This window comes from Agrobacterium vacciniicorymbosi (assembly GCF_040427045.1).
Taxonomy (GTDB): domain Bacteria; phylum Pseudomonadota; class Alphaproteobacteria; order Rhizobiales; family Rhizobiaceae; genus Agrobacterium.
The window spans coordinates 293,694-311,356 of record NZ_JBETMF010000006.1; the positions used below are offsets into that span (position 1 = coordinate 293,694).

10 protein-coding genes and 2 pseudogenes are annotated in these 17,663 nt (G+C 57.5%); 9 read left to right on the plus strand and 3 right to left on the minus strand.

All coding sequences use genetic code 11. The features are described from left to right. Window position 1: 1 nt before the first annotated feature. Window positions 2-2,476 (plus strand): DNA ligase D, encoded by a 2,475-nt coding sequence (gene ligD / locus ABUK73_RS12260; protein ID WP_353577504.1) that lies wholly within the window; start codon window positions 2-4, stop codon window positions 2,474-2,476. Window positions 2,477-2,479: 3 nt separating this feature from the next. Here the strand turns inward: ligD and ku are convergent, their stop codons facing one another. Continuing rightward, window positions 2,480-3,271 (minus strand): non-homologous end joining protein Ku, encoded by a 792-nt coding sequence (ku, locus tag ABUK73_RS12265; RefSeq protein WP_353577505.1) that lies wholly within the window; start codon window positions 3,269-3,271, stop codon window positions 2,480-2,482. Between the two features lie 204 nt (window positions 3,272-3,475). Between ku and ABUK73_RS12270 the strand changes: the two genes are divergently transcribed. The 8 genes and pseudogenes from ABUK73_RS12270 to ABUK73_RS12305 all read left to right on the plus strand — a co-directional run bounded on the left by ABUK73_RS12270 (window position 3,476) and on the right by ABUK73_RS12305 (window position 16,090). After that, a complete protein-coding gene (locus ABUK73_RS12270) occupies window positions 3,476-4,552 on the plus strand; it encodes a catalase family protein (RefSeq protein ID WP_353577506.1) in 1,077 nt (358 codons plus the stop codon). 229 nt (window positions 4,553-4,781) lie between these two features. Beyond that, a complete protein-coding gene (locus tag ABUK73_RS12275; RefSeq protein WP_113088898.1) occupies window positions 4,782-5,132 on the plus strand; it encodes a PepSY domain-containing protein in 351 nt (116 codons plus the stop codon). A gap of 44 nt (window positions 5,133-5,176) precedes the next feature. After that, the gene (locus ABUK73_RS12280) at window positions 5,177-5,782 is read left to right on the plus strand and encodes a general stress protein (RefSeq protein ID WP_113088899.1); all 606 of its coding nucleotides are present in this window, start codon (window positions 5,177-5,179) and stop codon (window positions 5,780-5,782) included. Window positions 5,783-5,909: 127 nt separating this feature from the next. Continuing rightward, complete coding sequence (katE, locus tag ABUK73_RS12285; protein ID WP_454892361.1) at window positions 5,910-8,033, plus strand: catalase; 2,124 nt, start codon at window positions 5,910-5,912, stop codon at window positions 8,031-8,033. A 64-nt stretch (window positions 8,034-8,097) separates the two neighbouring features. Next, window positions 8,098-9,258 (plus strand): glycosyltransferase, encoded by a 1,161-nt coding sequence (locus ABUK73_RS12290; RefSeq protein ID WP_353577508.1) that lies wholly within the window; start codon window positions 8,098-8,100, stop codon window positions 9,256-9,258. Window positions 9,259-9,330: 72 nt separating this feature from the next. Next, window positions 9,331-10,572 (plus strand): annotated as a pseudogene (locus tag ABUK73_RS12295) (glycosyltransferase family 1 protein); the annotation flags it as partial. Between the two features lie 8 nt (window positions 10,573-10,580). Beyond that, window positions 10,581-13,826 carry a glycosyltransferase gene (locus ABUK73_RS12300; protein WP_353577509.1) on the plus strand — a complete coding sequence of 1,082 codons (3,246 nt, stop codon included), beginning with the start codon at window positions 10,581-10,583 and terminating at the stop codon, window positions 13,824-13,826. Beyond that, window positions 13,823-16,090, plus strand: coding sequence for a glycosyltransferase family 4 protein (locus ABUK73_RS12305; protein ID WP_353577510.1), 2,268 nt, complete (start codon window positions 13,823-13,825; stop codon window positions 16,088-16,090). The genes ABUK73_RS12300 and ABUK73_RS12305 overlap by 4 nt, the downstream gene beginning before the upstream one ends. 144 nt (window positions 16,091-16,234) lie before the next feature. Here the strand turns inward: ABUK73_RS12305 and ABUK73_RS12310 are convergent. Next, window positions 16,235-16,447 (minus strand): annotated as a pseudogene (locus ABUK73_RS12310) (CatB-related O-acetyltransferase); the annotation flags it as partial. 312 nt (window positions 16,448-16,759) lie between these two features. Beyond that, complete coding sequence (locus ABUK73_RS12315) at window positions 16,760-17,590, minus strand: glycosyltransferase family 8 protein (RefSeq protein WP_353577535.1); 831 nt, start codon at window positions 17,588-17,590, stop codon at window positions 16,760-16,762. Window positions 17,591-17,663 lie beyond the last annotated feature (73 nt).

Consider the following 17,663-nt stretch of genomic DNA (forward strand, 5'->3'; position numbering starts at 1 on the left):
CATGGGCCTGCAAACCTACAACGCCAAACGCCGTTTCGACCAAACGCCCGAACCACGCGGAACGAAGGCTGAAAGCGAAGGCTCAACTTTCGTCATTCAGAAACACGATGCCCGCAGGCTTCACTATGATTTCCGGCTGGAAATGGATGGCGTCTATAAAAGCTGGGCGGTCACGCGCGGCCCGAGCCTCAACCCCGACGACAAGCGGCTGGCCGTGCATGTGGAAGACCACCCCTTAAGCTACGGCGAATTCGAGGGCGTCATTCCCAAAGGCCAATATGGCGGTGGCACCGTGGTTCTGTGGGACCGGGGCATCTGGCATCCCGTTGGTGATCCCAAGAAGGGCTACAAGAAAGGCCATCTGGAATTCGAGCTGGACGGCGAAAAGTTGAAAGGCCGCTGGCATCTGGTGCGGATGCACGGCAAGCCGGAAGAAAAGCGCGAAAACTGGCTGCTGATGAAGGTCGAGGACGAGGAAGCCCGCGACAAGGGCGATATTCTTGTCGATCAACCGGATTCCGTGAAATCCGGGCGAAGCGTCAAAGCCGTCGCTGCCAAGCCTGATGACACATGGAATTCCAAACCCGTCAGCAAGAAAGCGAAATCCGCACCGGCAGAAAAGCAGGCGCACGACTTCCCCAAGGGCGCACGCAAGGTGGCTCTGCCAGACTTCATTCCTCCCGCCCTCGCCACGCTGAAACCCAAGCCACCCGCCGGTGATCGCTGGCTGCATGAAATCAAATTCGATGGTTATCGCATTCAGGTCCGTGTTGATGACGGCAAGGTCGCGCTTCTGACCCGGAGCGGTCTGGACTGGACCGAAAAATTCGGAGACGACGTCGCCCGCGCCTTTTTAAAACTACCGGTCGAAACCGCCATATTGGATGGCGAAATCGTCGTGGAGCGAGACAATGGCGCATCCGATTTCTCCGCGCTCCAAAAGGATTTGAGCGACGGTCGCACGGATCGCTTTCGCTTCTACGCCTTCGACCTCCTCTATCTCGATGGGCGCAGCCTGCAAACGGCAGAGCTGATCGAGCGCAAGCATCTGCTGGAAAAGCTATTGCCATCAGAAGACCCGATCCTACGCTATAGCGAGCATTTCGAGCAAAGCGGCGACATGATCCTGGATCATGCCTGCCGCCTGAGCCTCGAAGGTGTCATTTCGAAGCAGAAGAGCAGCAAGTATCTGTCAGGCCGAAAAGGTCAGTGGATCAAATCCAAATGCTCCAGCCGTCAGGAATTCGTCATCGGCGGCTTTACTCTGTCGTCAACCTCGGATGAGGCCATCGGCTCGCTTGCCCTTGGCGTCTACGACGAGGACGGGCTGAACCATGTCGGGCGCGTCGGCACCGGCTTCACGGCTGATGTTGCGGAAAAGCTGTTTCAGACTTTGCAGCCGCTGACCCAGAAGGAAAGCCCCTTTGCCAACAAGCTGACGGCACTTGCCAAGCGTGACCTGATCTATGTGAAACCGCAGATCGTCGCCGAGGTGGAGTTTCGCACATGGTCTGCCGATGGCAATCTGCGCCACGCATCTTTCCGTGGGCTTCGCGAGGACAAGGACGCGATGGACATACACCGTGAAGATACGCAAAACACCGCAAAACCCGTGCCCAAAACCACTGTTACCTTCTCCCACCCGGAACGGCTTTATTGGCCAAAGGACGGCGTGACGAAAGAAGGTCTGGCGGATTATTACGCGCAGGTCTGGCATCTCATGGCCCCCTATATCGTGGACCGCCCGCTGGCGCTTCTGCGTTGCCCCGATGGGATCGACGGTCCGCATTTTTTCCAGAAACATCCATGGCGCGGCACCAACAAGGCGATTGGCCAGATTGCCGACCCCAAGGACAAGCAGGGCGAACCGCTGATCAGGATCACCGATTTCGACGGGCTGATGGCGCTGGTGCAATCGGCAGCGCTGGAAATTCACCCATGGGGCGCAACGACGCGCAGCTGGGAAAAGCCGGACATGATCACCATGGATATTGACCCTGGCGAGGCTGTGGGCTGGGATGAGATCATCGACGCAGCCCATGAGTTGAAGCGGCGTTTCGAAGATGTCGGGCTGGCTGCCTTCGTCAAGACCTCCGGCGGCAAGGGCCTGCATGTTGTCAGCCCGCTGAAACCACAGGCTGGCTGGACTGCGGTCAAGGCCTTTGCCAAGGCTATGGCGGTGGATATGGCCAAGTCCGATCCCGACAAATATCTCGCCGTCTCGACCAAATCCAAACGACGTGGCCGAATCTTCATCGATTATCTTCGCAACGGTCGCGGCAATACGGCAGTGGCGCCCTATTCCACCCGTGCACGCCCCGGCGCTGCCATATCCATGCCGCTGGACTGGTCGGAATTGAAGGATGAAATCCTTCCGGATTACTTCACAGTCAGCAACATTGCGCCGCGTCTGAAGGCCATGAAAAACGACCCATGGAGCGGCTTCTTCGATGCCGCCCGCCCGCTGCCAAAATAAGCATCAGCCCCGCTTTTCCGAGGCGAGGCTTTTCTTGAGCGCATCCATGATGTTGATGACGTTGCCGCCACTCTTTTTAGTGGCAGCAGCCTTGGGTTTGTAAGCGGCTTTGCCCTTTTCCTTGGATTTCAGCAGCGACTTGATTTTTTTCTGAACCGTATCCTGCGCAACGGATGGCTTCCACGCTGTCGTGTTCTTCTCGATACGCTTTTCCATCAAGGACAGAAGCTCGGAATCCATCTTCTTTTTCGGCTCCAGCGTATCGATGCTTTCGCGCACCTCGTCGGAATATCGCAAGGTCCACAGGATGATACCTTTGCCTGCGGGCTCCAGCAGGACGGCATGTTCACGCCGATAAATGACCAGCCGGGCGATGCCCGCGACATTATTGGCCTTCATGGAATCCCTGATAACGCCAAAGGCTTCCGCGCCGATCTTGTCCTCGGGTTTCAGAAAATGCGGCCGGTCGTACCAGATCCAGTCGATCGAACCGGCTGGCACAAAGGTTTGGATATCGATGGTGCGCGTGCTGTCCAGCCCCACGGCATCGATTTCGTCATCCTCCAGCAGAACGTAGCTGCCGTCTTCCTTGGCAAAACCTTTGACTTGGTTCTTGTCCGTGACCTTCCGATGCGTGGTGCTATCGGCATAGATGCTCTCGACGCGGTTGCCGGTTTTGCGGTTGAGAATGTGGAAACGCACCTTCCCGCTTTCCGTCGTGGCGGGCGTCAGGGAAACGGCAGCGGTGACGAGAGACAGCCGCAAATGCCCTTTCCAGAAAACATGACGTGGCATGGTGCGAAAACTCCCTGATGACCTGATGTGCATCAACGGCGCACAGGCCACTTCGTTGCCATTGCCTGCAAAAACTGATCGGGGAAGAACGCCGGATGGCACGTTTGGAACCATTCCAAAACAACACTGTTAGTGCTGGACGACCGGGCTTGCTGGAGACCATCGCCCTTTCGCTCTTTCCCATCCCACACGGAGAAATGCCCCATGACGTTACCCCAGCCTGTCCGCTATTCCGCCGATCTGGAAGAGATCAAGCCTGATGAACAGGAGGTGATATCCGATCTCAACGAGACATTCGACGTCATCCTCAACCGCACGGCTGAAGATTACGGCCATGCGGTGCGCTCGGTCCATGCAAAATCCCACGGCATTCTGGAAGGCTCCTTGACCGTCGCAGACGGGTTGTCGCCGGAGTTTGCCCAAGGCCTCTTCGCTGCCCCCGGAAGCTACAAGGTCTATCTGCGCCTTTCCACCAATGCCGGTGACATCTTGCCGGATGCCATCTCCCTGCCCCGTGGTCTTGCCATGAAGGTGGTGGGTGTTGAAGGGGACCGTATCGAAAGTGCGGAGGGCTCGACGCAGGACTTCGTCATGGTCAACGGCCCGGTGTTCCAGACAGCCGATGCCAAGAAGTTTCAGGGCAATCTGAAAATGCTGGCCAAGACCACAGACCGCATGGAAGGCACCAAAAAGGTTCTGTCCAGCGTCTTGCAGACGGTCAACAGCGCGTTGGAAACGGTGGGCATCGAAAGTTCGGTTGTCCAGTCGATGGGCGGCGCGCCCAATATCGACCCGCTGGGTGAGACCTATTTCAGCGTTACCCCATTTCGCTACGGTGACTATGTGGCGAAGTTCCGACTTAAGCCCGTTTCGCAAGGCTTGGTCGAGCTGACCGGACGAGAAATCGACACCAGCGTCAGCGACAACGCCATTCGCGAAACCGTTCAGGCCGAAATGCGCGACACCGTCGGTGAGTGGCTGCTGCAGGTACAACTCTGCCGCGATCTGGAAAAACAGCCCGTCGAAGACCCGACCGTGGAATGGAAAGAGGAAGAAGCCCCCTTCACCACCGTCGCCACGGTAAAAGCTGCGCCGCAGGATAGCTGGAGCGACGAGAATGTTCGCAAGGTGGATGACGAGATGCGTTTCAGCGTCTGGACCGGTCTTGCCGCTCACCGCCCGCTCGGCAACATCAACCGTGCCCGCAAGGACACCTATGAGCACTCGTCGCAGTTCCGTGCAGCCTTCAACCGCTGTCCTATGCACGAGCCGCGCGACTAGGTTTTCTTAAGGTCAGGGAGCAACTGGACAAGAAACACGGTGGAAACACCGTGTTTTTGCATTTCTGGCTTAGCGCAGCGCTATTTTTCGTCGGATGCGTTCAAAAACACCACTCTTCTGCGACCGCCGCTTCCATTTAATTTTACTCATATGGAACGAATGATCCTACCGGCGGTTAGCTACACACGGAGCTGTGAAGAACGGTCCGCATGAAGAGGAAATAATCACCATGAAGAAGATCATTCTTGCGGCAGCGCTGCTTAGCGCTACGGCACTGACCGCTGCTGCCCAGACCACTGCCCCAGCAACCACAGCGCCATCCATGTCGGCTCCTGCCACGACCACGGACGGAAAGACACCAGCGGTTGCAACGCCAGAAACCAAGAACCCGACCGCACCTGTCGAAGGCGCGAACAGCTTCACCGAAGATCAGGCGAAGACGCGTATCGAGGAAGCCGGTTATTCTGAGGTCAAGGACCTCAAGAAGGACGACAAGGGCATCTGGATGGCAGCGGGCATGAAGGATGGCAAGGCCGTCATGATCGCCTTGGATTACCAGGGCAACGTCGTCGCGAAGTAATTCGCCATCTCGTCACGCCAACGATTTTTTTTGAGGACCATACTATGAAAACAATTACCGGACTTTTCGATGACCATGCAGATGCACGCTCGGCAGTGACCGCGCTGGAAACTGCAGGCGTACCGTCCAAGGACATCAGCATTGTTTCCAACAATGCCAATAACCGTCACGACAACGACGACTCCAAGGCTGCCGAAGGTGCCGGAACCGGCGCTGGCATTGGTGCCGTCGTCGGTGGCGCTGGCGGTCTTCTCACGGGTCTTGGCCTGATGGCTATTCCAGGCGTTGGCCCCGTTGTCGCCGCTGGCTGGCTTGCAGCCACTGCCGCAGGTGCTGTGGCTGGTGCCGTTGCAGGCGGCGCGGCTGGCGGTATCGTCGGCGCGCTGACGGACAATGGTGTTTCTGAAGACGACGCTCATGTTTACGCAGAAGGTGTGCGCCGCGGCGGCACCATCGTCACTGCCAAGGTAGACGACGGCATGGTGACCGAGGCCGAGGCCATCCTGAAACGCTCCAACTGGGTTGATCCAGCGGAACGCCGCACGGCTTACAACGAGCAGGGTTGGGAAAAGTTCGACGACACGCTCGATCCTTACAATTCCGACCAGATCGAAAAAGAACGCATGCGTTACAGCCGTCCCGGCCTCTAAGCCAGACTGAATACTGATAAGGCCGCCTCCTTCGGGCGGCCTTTTTATGTCTGGGTTGCGCTGACGCAGTTCAGGTCCAACTATGAGGAAATCCATCATGGCCAAGAAACCCGCTGCTCCCAAACCAATGCAAGAGACAGACGTCGTGACCATTCACGACCAGAAAATGCAACGCGGACAGGGTGGTGAACTCCACCAGTTTGCGGAAGGCGACACGCCCGTCATGACCACCGCCCAGGGCGGCCCGGTTGCAGACGACCAGAATTCGCTACGGATCGGCGCGCGGGGCCCGCTCGTCATGGACGACTTTCACTTCCGCGAGAAGATGTTCCACTTCGACCATGAACGCATCCCGGAACGCGTGGTTCATGCCCGCGGTTACGGCGCACATGGCTATTTCGAGACATACGAATCTCTGGCTGCCTATACCAAGGCGGACCTGTTTCAGCGCAAGGGTGAAAAGACGCCGCTTTTCGTGCGCTTCTCCACGGTCGCTGGCAACAAGGGCTCAGCCGATCTGGCGCGCGATGTGCGCGGCTTTGCCGTCAAGGTCTACACCAAGGAAGGCAACTGGGATCTGGTTGGCAACAACATTCCGGTCTTCTTCATTCAGGATGCCATCAAATTTCCCGACCTGATCCATGCCGCCAAGCAGGAGCCGGACCGGGCCTTTCCGCAGGCGCAGACGGCCCATGACAATTTCTGGGATTTCATCACCCTGACGCCCGAGAGCATGAACATGGTCATGTGGATCATGTCGGACAGAACCATTCCGCGTTCGCTACGCTTCATGGAGGGTTTCGGCGTCCACACCTTCCGTTTCGTCAACGACAAGGACGAATCCACCTTCGTCAAATTCCATTGGAAGCCGAAGCTGGGTCTTCAGTCCGTTGCCTGGAACGAAGCCGTCAAGATCAACGGTGCCGACCCGGACTTCCACCGCCGCGACCTCTGGCATGCCATCCAGTCCGGCAATTTCCCGGAATGGGAATTGCAGGTGCAGCTGTTCGATCAGGAATTTGCCGATAGCTTCGACTTCGACGTTCTCGATCCGACCAAGATCATCCCGGAAGAAATCCTGCCGCCAAAGGCCATTGGCCGCATGGTGCTGGATCGCATGCCAGACAATTTCTTCGCCGAGACCGAACAGGTGGCGTTCATGACCCAGAACGTGCCGCCGGGCATCGATTTCAGCAACGATCCGCTGCTTCAGGGCCGTAACTTCTCCTATCTCGACACGCAGCTGAAGCGTCTCGGTGGCCCGAACTTCACCCATCTGCCGATCAATGCGCCCAAGTGTCCTTTCGCGCATTTCCAGCAGGATGGTCATATGGCGATGCGCAATCCGGTCGGTCGGGTCAATTACCAGCCAAACTCGCATGGAGAAGGCCCACGGGAATCGCCGACGCAGGGCTATCGTCACTTCCCGGCGGAAGAACAGGGCACCAAGGCACGCCTTCGCCCCGAAAGCTTCGCCGACCATTACAGTCAGGCGCGGCAGTTCTATATCAGCCAGACCGGCGCAGAGCAGCGCCATATCGCAGCAGCGCTGACCTTCGAACTCAGCAAGGTCGAAATTCCTGCCATTCGTGAACGTATGGTGTCTCATCTGCTCAACATCGATGAGACGCTGGCAATGACGGTCGCGCAGAAGCTTGGTTTCGAATCCATGCCTAAGCCAGCCGATGCCGCCATGCCGACACGGCAGGATCTCGATCCATCGCCCGCCCTCAGCATTGTCGAGAACGGCCCGAAGCGTTTCGAGGGCCGCAAGCTCGGCATTCTCATCACCGATGGCGTCGATGTCGGTATGCTTTCGGCACTGACGGAAGCGATCATTGCCGAAAAGGCCGTGTTTGAGCTGATCGCGCCAAAGGTTGGTGGTGTGAAAGCTTCCGATGACAGCATGATCAAGGCTCACCACATGATCGACGGCGGTCCTTCGGTTCTCTTCGATGCGGTCGCTCTGTTGACCTCGCCGGAAGGGATTGAAGACCTGGTCGATGAAGCCACCGCGCGTGACTTCGTGGCCGATGCTTTTCAGCATTGCAAGTTCATCGGTTACGTTGAATCCGCCATGCCGCTGCTGGAAAAGGCGGGCATTGCAGGAGCAATCGATGAAGGCGTGGTTGCCCTGCCGCAGGACGAAGACCCGACAGACTTCGTCGCCAAGCTGGCCGATCTGCGCGTTTGGGGCCGCGAGCCCTCTGTGAAGCTCGGCAAGGCGTCCCCTCCGCCTGCCAATAAATAATAGCGATGACAAAGCGCGGCACCCGGTGCCGCGCTTTTCTTTTTAGCGAGGAGACGCTTTGTCGATGATCGAAAAATCGAAGCCCAGACGGCTCGTCGTTATCAGCGATTTCCAGGGCGGTGGCCCCTTCCCGGCCCATATTCCATCCATCGAAAGCTTCCAGCAGCAATGGCAAAGTGGGGCGCGCGGAATGCCTGCCACCGCGACAGACGCTATTCCCGATTTTCAGGTCGAAGGCGGCTATATCGAACGTCTGCCGCTCGCCTGCGTGAAGGCAGGAATGGTCGATGTCATCGAAATCTGGACCCATTGGCGCAGCGACGATCCGCTGGAAGCCGATCTCAGCCACGCGCCTCTCATCATCCGGCGCTCATTTCAGATGAATGGCCCGGATGCGCCCTTTCACTCCAATGACATGCTTGCGCATATCGAGACATTCGGCCCGCCGGAGATGCTATGCGTCTGGGGTCTGGGTGTATCGGAAGCAATTTTGATTGCCTGCGATAAAGCCTATAAAATATATAATTCCATCGATGCACCCGCCTTGCGAATTCCGCCGGAGGTCAGCAGACATTTCGATCTGGTCCTGACTGGCGCGGAATGGCAGTCGGACGAGGTGGCAGCGCTTCATCCGCAGATGAAAACCGAAATCCTTCCCATCGGCCCGGAATTCGCATCAGACAGCATGTTCTACCCTATCGAGGGGGCCAAGCCATACGATATCATCTATGTCGCGGCGGCGCAGGGGTATAAGCGTCACGACATTCTCTTCGACGCAATGGCAAAACTTCCGCGCTCCCTGCGCGCGCTCTGTGTTTTCGGCTACGGAGAAATGAGCGAGGATCTGCGACAGCAAGCCCACGATCTCGGGATCGATGTGGATTTCGTCGGCCCGCCCGGCGTTTCCTTCGCAGAGGTCAACCGTTTGATGAACCTCGCCAAAATGGGCGTCGTCTGCGGTGTGAATGATGGCGCACCGGCCATTCTCACGGAATACATGCTGGCAGGGCTACCGGTCCTCGCCAACAATCATCTCAGTTGCGGTCTGCAATATATCACCGCGCAAACAGGTCAGGTCGCATCCGCCGAGCAGTTCCACGAAGGCATCCTCTCGATGCTGGAGAAGCTCGACACTTTCTCTCCCCGTCAGACGGTGATTGAGAACTGGACATGGCCGCATTCCATTGAAAAATTGCAAAAAATTATCGATATTTCAGAATATTAGAAAGTTTTCACGCCTCAGGAACAAAGGCCCCCACGGCTGGTTTGAGTATGTCTCTCAAACGCGGATGCGCCAATGAATCTCTCCAGTTCGATTTCCCCGCCGTCACTTGCAGTGTCTGAGCGGAAGACCCCGCTTATCTGCTTTTCGCACCTTCGGTGGGATTTCGTTCTTCAGCGTCCGCAGCATTTGATGTCGCGTTTCGCAAAGGAGAGGGCTGTCTTCTTTTTTGAAGAATTTATACCAACGGACCATCATCTGGCCTATCTGGAAATCCACCCATTCGAGGGAACGACGGTCAAATCCGTGCGTCCGCGCATACCCCACTGGTGGAGCGAGGCCGACCGCGAAAAGGCGCTCGCCAATCTGCTGGATGACCTGCTGGCGATGTATGGCGCCGCACGCCCGATCCTGTGGTTCTACACGCCGAAAATGTATAGTTTTGCACGCCACATCGATGCCTCCGCCATCATCTATGACTGCATGGATGAGCTGGCGAATTTCAAATTCGCGCCGCATCACATGAAGGATATGGAAGCCGCGCTCATGGCGGAGACGGATGTCGTCTTTACCGGCGGCTACAGCCTCTATGAAGCCAAGCGCCATCAGCACGACAATATCCACCCCTTCCCCTCCGGCGTCGATGTCGCGCATTTCCATTCCGCCCGCAGGGACAGGACTGAGCCCGCCGACCAGCTATCCATCCCCGGCCAGAAGGTCGGCTATTACGGCGTCATCGATGAGCGTCTGGATCTGGAACTGATCGAAGCCTTGGCCAAGGCCAGACCGCAACTCTCCTTCGTCTTCATCGGCCCCGTTGTCAAAATTGCCCCGGAAGATTTGCCGAGGGCCGACAACATTCACTACCTCGGCCAGAAAAATTACCACGACCTGCCGACCTATGTATCCGGCTGGAGCGCAGCGCTCATGCCCTTTGCGCTGAACAGCTCGACGCAATTCATCAGCCCGACCAAGACACCGGAATATCTGGCCGCTGGCCGCCCTGTCGTCAGCACGGCGATTACGGATGTCATCCGCCATTACGGCGATATCACTGGCGTCTTCGTTGCCGCGAACGCCGCAGCTTTCGCAAAGGCCTGCGACGAGGCCATCGCCTTGAAGGCTGGCGGTAAAGACTGGCTGACGGCAGTGGATATGATGCTTGAGGGATCGTCGTGGGACAAGACCTACCTGTCCATGAAAGGACTGATGGACGAGGCTGTTCTGCGCAATGCCTACTCGACCATCCCGGCAAAGAAGGCTCTGCCTAGAAAAGCAGGCCTTACCCCGGCTGCTCTTGAGGATGCATTGGCTGTCCCCGGCCTATGAGTGATCATCAGCGACGGATCGTCTTAGCAACGGAAAGTCTGGACCCGTCGGGCATGGGTGAGCACATGCTCACACTTGGCCGCGCGCTTCAGGAAGATTGGAACGTCACCATCGCCGCCCCCGCCGGTGACGACGGAGAGTTGATCGCAAGGGCCGCGCGCCTTGGGCTTGCGGTGAAGACAATCGATGACATGGAAAGCTTTTCGCAATGGCTGCAATCCACGCAGGCATCTCTCCTCCACGTCCATGCCGGCATCGGCTGGGAAGGCCATGCGCTTGCCCGCGCCGGCATAGCCAGCGGCATTCCCATCGTCAGAACAGAGCATCTGCCCTACCTCCTGACCGACGCTGACCAGCAGGAACAATATGCCCGCGAATGCGCAGCCCTCGCCCACCGCATCGTCGTGTCGGATGCGTCCAGATCGAGCTTCGAGAACAATGGCGTCGCGCCAGACCAGATCACCGTTGTGCGCAACGGCACCTTCGCGCTTCAGCGCACAGAGGGCGCGCCTGCCAGTATGATCGATGGTCTCGAAGGCAAAAAGGTCCTGATAACGGTTGCCCGCTTCACCAGGCAGAAAGACCACGCCACGCTCATCGAAGCCCTGCCCGCCATTCTCGCCGTCCACCCGTCGACCATGCTCTTGCTGGTTGGCAGAGGCGAGGAAATGGCCGCAGTTCAAGCCCTGGTTCGCGAACGCTCGCTCGACGACCACGTCATCTTCACCGGTCACCGCACGGATGTTGCCGCGCTGATGTCCAGCGCCGATCTCTTCGTTTTGCCATCGAGATTCGAAGGACTGCCACTCGCGGTTCTCGAGGCCATGTCTCTGGGGTTGCCTGTCGTGGCGACAAATATCGGCGGCAATATCGAGGCGCTGGGTGCGGACCATCCCTATCTCGCCGAAAGCGGCAACGCTGCCTCTCTGGCCCATGTGCTGATTGAGGCGCTCAACGATCCGAAGCGGGCCGAAGCCATCGGACAGGCCGGGGCCGCCCGGTTTCAAACGCAATTCTCAGCACAGCGCATGGCGAATGAAACAGCCGTCGTTTACGGGCGTGTTCTTTCCCAACAGCCGCATTTTACACAAGGACATGCTTTCATGGACAAGACACGCATCGGCTTTATCGGCGTTGGCGGCATCGCCCATCGCCATCTGGATATATTGGCCGGTTTCGAAGACGTGGCGCTGGTGGCTTTCGCAGATCCGGATTTTGCACGCGCAGAACACGCCGCGTCACGCTTCGGCGCAAAGGCCTTCGACAGCCACCGCGCCATGCTGGAGCAGGAAACGCTGGATGCCGTCTATATCTGCATTCCGCCCTTTGCCCATGGCGATGCGGAACGTGACCTGATCAGCCGCGGCATCCCCTTCTTCGTCGAAAAGCCGATCACGCTCGATCTGGCATTGGCCGAGGAACTGAGCGCGGCCATTGAAGCCGCCAACCTCATCACAGGTGTCGGCTACCACTGGCGTTATCTCGATACTGTGGAAGAGGCCCGCCACCTGCTTGCCGATAATCCGGCCCAGCTTCTGTCCGGCTACTGGCTGGACCAAACCCCACCACCGCAATGGTGGTGGAAGACGGATCGCTCCGGCGGCCAGATGGTGGAACAGGCAACCCATATCATCGACCTTGCCCGTTACCTCATTGGCGAAGTCACGCAGGTCTATGGCCGCGCTGGCTTCAAGGATCGGCCTGATTTTCCAGGGCTCGATGTGCCAGCGGTGACGACGGCCAGCCTGACCTTCCAGTCCGGCGTCATTGCCAACATCTCCTCCACCTGCCTTCTGGGCTGGAGCCACAAGGTCGGCCTGAACATCTTCGCGGATCGCCTCGCAATCGAGCTGACCGATCACGACATCATGGTCGATGTCGGTGCCGGTCGCCCCGTGCGCCATGCCGAAGGCGATCCCGTCTGGCGGGAAGACCGCGACTTCATCGATGCCATCAGCGGCGGCGAAAACCACATTCGCTGCACCTATGAAGATGCATTGGCCACCCACCGTGTTGCACTGGCCGTGGCAACATCGGCAGACAATGGCGAAGCGGTGACGCTGGAACAGCCGTTGCTCGACCGAAATCCGCAGGCACCCTTGCGCTTCCTACCCCGGGAAGAGGCACCGCCGCAAGGCCTTGCTCCCGGCCACCGCATCATCCGCTCACTCGGCATCGAAGCACCCGGCAGAGCCTATTTCTTCGATTACGAGGAAGGCCCACCCGGCGATGGCCAGATCCGTCTGGAAACTCTCTATACCGGTTTTTCGGCTGGCACCGAACTGACCTTCATGAAGAACACCAACCCTTACTTCCATTCCCGTTTCGATGCCGGGCGCGGCGTGTTCTTAAAAAACGAGCCGGATTTGCATTACCCCGTTCCCTTCCTCGGCTATATGGAAGTGGCACGCGTCACCGAATCCCGTTGTGGCGATTTCCACCCGGGCGACGTCCTGGCAACCACCTACGCCCACAAAAGCGGCCACACCGCCAATCCCTTCCATGACGTGCTGGTCCCAATGCCCAGCGATATAGACCCGGTGCTCGGCGTCCTCGTCGCCCAGATGGGCCCTATTGCCGCCAATGGCATTCTGCATGCAGACGCGGATGCACTCGGCACCAACATCCCCTCTTTCGGTGCGGGCATTGCCGGACGCAATGTCATCATCATCGGCGCGGGCACGGTCGGGCTGATGACGGCACTGTTTGCGCAAAAGGCTGGCGCACTCGGCGTCATCATCGCCGACCCGTCAGAATTCCGGCGTTCAAAGGCCGAAGCCATGGGGCTGATGGCCATGACGGAAGACGCGGCATGGCAGCACGCCAAGGCACGCTGGCACAATGGCGGCAGCGATCGCGGCGCGGATATCGTCTTCCAAACGCGTGCCCATGCGGAAAGCCTGCATGTCGCGCTCAAAGCCTTGCGCCCGCAGGGTACCGTCATTGACCTCGCCTTTTATCAGGGCGGTGCAGACCGGCTGCGGCTGGGTGAGGAGTTTCACCACAACGGCCTCAACATCCGCTGCGCCCAGATCAACCGCGTCCCACGCGGCCTCGGCAGCCAGTGGGACAGGCGTCGCCTTGCCCATGAAACGATCAGCCTGCTGAAAAGCCATGGGCCAATCATCCGCGAACAGATGATTACCCATATCGTGCCCTTCGAGGATGGAACGGCCTTCCTGGCTGATCTCGTCGCCAACCGTCCGGAATTTCTGCAGATCGTTTTCAAGGTCGAAGCATGACGCCCCACGAACCGCCTCTACGCATTCTCTTCGTCTTCGCATGGCTTGTTGTTGGTGGGGAGGAGACGGAAGTCCGGCTCCTCGCCCGCAATCTTGATCGCGCCCGCTACCGTCTCGACGTCGTTGCCTGTTTCCACAAACCCAACATGCCACCGCAGACCCACGAGCAGTTGACAGAACTCGGCGTCGATGTCGATACGACGCCCTATGGTCTATCCTTCGGAGACACGGTCTCCTATCTGGCAAACAAGATCGCCGCCTATGATGTCGTCATCTCCTGCCAGAACGTCGCCGATATCTATCCGGCCCTCGAGCGCCTGCACTGGCGTCCACCGCTCATCGAGCACGGCGGATTGGTGTCCGAAGCTCTGGCCGGGCCGAAGCATTTCACCAGCCGTTACGTCGGCGTTTGCCGCTCCATCTGCGATGCCGCCAAATCCATCATGCCGGGCCGAGACAGCGACGTCATAGAAATCCCCTCGATGGTCGATCTCTCCGAATTTGAACACAGCCAGCGCCACTCCATCCGCGCATCTCTCGGCGTAGGTGATGACACAATGCTCATCGGCTGGGTCGGCAGGCTGGACCCAAAGAAAAACGTCGAAGACTTCATCGAAGCGGCGGCACTCGTCCACGCGCGAAACCCGATTGCGCGTTTCCTCGTCATCGGCGGCCCGGACGCATTCATGCCAGATTATGCCACGCATTTGCAGGCGCTGGCCAAAACCAGGAAACTCGACAATGTTCTGAGCTTCCTCGGAGATCGCAAAGATATCCCTGCCCTGCTATCTGCGCTGGATATTTTCGTCTGGCTCTCCAGAGGCGAAGGCATGCCGCATGTGATTGCCGAGGCCGGAGCCGCTAGCCTGCCCGTGATCGCAACGCCCGACAATGGCGCCATGCAACAGATCGAAGGCGAGGTTTCCGGCCTCTTCGTTCCCTATAACGATCCCTCGGCTGTCGCCGGTGCAATGGAACGGTTGATTGCATCCGTCAGTATGCGCACCCAGCTGAGCCAAGCGCTGCGCCGCAAGGTGGAAACCAGCTACTCCGCCACCGCCATCGTCCCGCAATGGGAAAAGCTCATCCAAGCCGTCATGCAGGAACGCCCCGCCTCCGGCCCGACCGGCCTGTTCCAGTCCTTTCTTCAAGGTGGCTTCGAATGCTCTACCCACCGTCTGCGCGCCCGAGAGGGAGAGGCCAAAGGCAAACGTTTAGACGTCATCGCAGCGACGGATCACGATATTTACACCGCCGCCGATTACCGCCAACTCACCTCCTTCAACATCCGCACCATGCGTGACGGGCTGCGCTGGCATCTCATCGAAACCACGCCCGGTCATTACGACTGGTCGAGCTTCACTCCCATGCTGAAGGCCGCAAGTGATACGGGAACGCAGGTTATCTGGGATTTGCTACATTACGGCTGGCCTGACGATATCGACATCTGGTCACCGCATTTCGTCAAACGCTTCGCCCGCTTTGCCGCCGCCGCCGCACAGGTAGTGAAAGACCAGACTGACGCCATCCCCTTTTACTCACCCGTCAACGAAATCTCGTTCTTCTCATGGGGCGGTGGTGATGCCGCCTATCTCAATCCCTTCGCACATGGCCGGGGTTTCGAGTTGAAAGTCCAACTGGCCCACGCCGCCATCGCTGCCATGGATGCCATTCTCGACGTCGAACCGAGAGCGCGCTTCGTCCATTGCGACCCAGTCATCAACGTCATCACCGACCCCTCCCGCCCATGGGAGAGAGGTGTGGCCGAAGGCCATCGTCAATCACAATTTCAGGGCTGGGATTTGCTTGCTGGCCGCATGTGGCCGCAGATCGGCGGTGCCAACAAATATCTCGATATCGTCGGCGTCAACTACTACCACAACAACCAGTGGATCCACGGCGGCCCACCCATCGACATGGACCACCCGCTCTACAAACCCTTCCGAACCATCCTCACCGAAACCTACGCCCGCTACGGCAAACCCATCTTCATCGCCGAAACCGGCATAGAAGGCGACCGCCGCGCCAGTTGGATGTCCTACATCCACCAGGAAGTCACCGCCGCCATGAAACAGGGCGTGCCCATCGAAGGCATCTGCCTCTACCCCATCGTCAACCACCCCGGCTGGGACGACGACCGCGCTTGTGAGAATGGGTTGTTGTCGGCGACGTTTTTAGATGAGGGACGGAACGTCTATGCGCCGCTTGCGGACGTGCTGTCTTGTGTCTCAAATTCGGGAGCTTTTGTAGCGGGACTAGAGTAAACTAGTAATCCCAGAACTCTTCAATCAGCAACCGTTGGAACCTGTTTCATTGTCAACGAACACGTTCTAGTCTTGATGTAAATTTGCAAACTGCTCAGCTGGCAGATCGAACAAGTCAATCTTTTCAGTGATCTCGGCGTCCGTCCAGTCCCACCATTTTATGGACTGCAGTCGCTCTATCGTTGGCTGATCAAAACGCATGCGAATGAGACGAGCAGGATTTCCTCCAACGATTGCGTAAGGCGGTACGTTTTTTGTAACAACAGAACCGGCTCCTATAATCGCTCCGTCACCAATGGTGATGCCAGACATCAATATAGCACGCTGCCCGATCCAGACATCGTTCCCTACAACTATCGGTCCCTTGGAAGTTAGCTCTGCATTATCTTTTCCGAAAGATCTCAAGGGAAAGGTTGAAGCGGTATGAGTAGGGTGAGAGGCCTTTGCAAGGAAAAGCACTTCCTTGCCGATTGAACAGAACGAACCGACCCTTACAACGACGCTGTCGTCAAGACCAAAAATGGATGAGCGTTTGATCCCGTAGGTGTGCCTGCCCCACGTCACGCCCGGAACCGGCCATTTTTCACCTGGTTTTTCCTGGCGCAGGCCCAAACGCGTTCTCAGTTGCCTAAATGGAGCCATCTAGAGTTCTCCGACCTCCCGAATAAATCACCCTACCAACTTGCTTTTTAACGCGTTAAGGCGATAAGAAATCGAATGTTTTATGCGACGGATCGTTCTTGTTCGTTTAGTTTTCAATTTGCTTGATGCCCATGGCGTCTCGGCGCGAAAGTGAAAATAAAGATCCCGCTCAGGATGCCTGCATTCAACGCTGTCAGGCTTTGCGTGTGTAAAGTGCACAATGGCCGCGTCATCAAACGGCCCCTTCTCTGCGTTCCAGATCGGTGGAAGGACGGTAAATCGATCAGTCGCGATAATGTTGAGCACATCCTGGTCCATGAAGGTGAAATCGTTCGTCTTGATCAGGCTGATAGATTTCTCCGTAAGGTTCTTCGCCCGCCACTTTGTTGCATCTAGAACAAAAACGCCCGAATTGAAGTATAGAGAGCCTTCAGGGCGACCCAGCCTTTTGTTATGCTCCGGCATGTGTTTCGCAACACCAGCAATCAAGGCATCACCCATATCAAGCTCGAATAGATGTCGTATGTCTCGCTTCACGATCACGTCTGAATCCAGATAGACGATCCGCTGATATCGATCCCCAACGATCTCCGGCAGTAACAGCCGCCCGTAGATCGCACGGCTCCAGAATGATGTTGTCTTCAAATAGCGAATGCTGCTGAGCATAGCCTGCGTCATGTCAATGAAGTTGACGCTTCGGCCTGCCGCCTGGGTGATCATAAGCTTATCTTTTGATCTTAGCCCATCTCCCAGTATGCAGATATCAATATCGCCGATGTTTCCGTTCTTGAAAACCGACCGTAACATAACGCCCGCTAGCTCTACGTAATTTCTGTCAATACAGCAGGCTAACAACATCACTGCTATTCTTTCTTATATAAATATCCACTAACCATCGAAATTGGGCCATATGGCCGGCTCCCAAGATCAT

What these genes read in the sequence shown, in the direction of transcription:
- katE (WP_454892361.1), top strand. Translation starts at nt 5,910, where the DNA reads ATGCAAGAGACAGACGTCGTGACCATTCACGACCAGAAAATGCAACGC.
- ABUK73_RS12290 (WP_353577508.1), top strand. Translation starts at nt 8,098, where the DNA reads ATGATCGAAAAATCGAAGCCCAGACGGCTCGTCGTTATCAGCGATTTC.
- ku (WP_353577505.1), bottom strand. Translation starts at nt 3,271, where the DNA reads ATGCCACGTCATGTTTTCTGGAAAGGGCATTTGCGGCTGTCTCTCGTC.
- ABUK73_RS12300 (WP_353577509.1), top strand. Translation starts at nt 10,581, where the DNA reads ATGAGTGATCATCAGCGACGGATCGTCTTAGCAACGGAAAGTCTGGAC.
- ABUK73_RS12305 (WP_353577510.1), top strand. Translation starts at nt 13,823, where the DNA reads ATGACGCCCCACGAACCGCCTCTACGCATTCTCTTCGTCTTCGCATGG.
- ABUK73_RS12275 (WP_113088898.1), top strand. Translation starts at nt 4,782, where the DNA reads ATGAAGAAGATCATTCTTGCGGCAGCGCTGCTTAGCGCTACGGCACTG.
- ligD (WP_353577504.1), top strand. Translation starts at nt 2, where the DNA reads ATGGGCCTGCAAACCTACAACGCCAAACGCCGTTTCGACCAAACGCCC.
- ABUK73_RS12270 (WP_353577506.1), top strand. Translation starts at nt 3,476, where the DNA reads ATGACGTTACCCCAGCCTGTCCGCTATTCCGCCGATCTGGAAGAGATC.
- ABUK73_RS12280 (WP_113088899.1), top strand. Translation starts at nt 5,177, where the DNA reads ATGAAAACAATTACCGGACTTTTCGATGACCATGCAGATGCACGCTCG.
- ABUK73_RS12315 (WP_353577535.1), bottom strand. Translation starts at nt 17,590, where the DNA reads ATGTTGTTAGCCTGCTGTATTGACAGAAATTACGTAGAGCTAGCGGGC.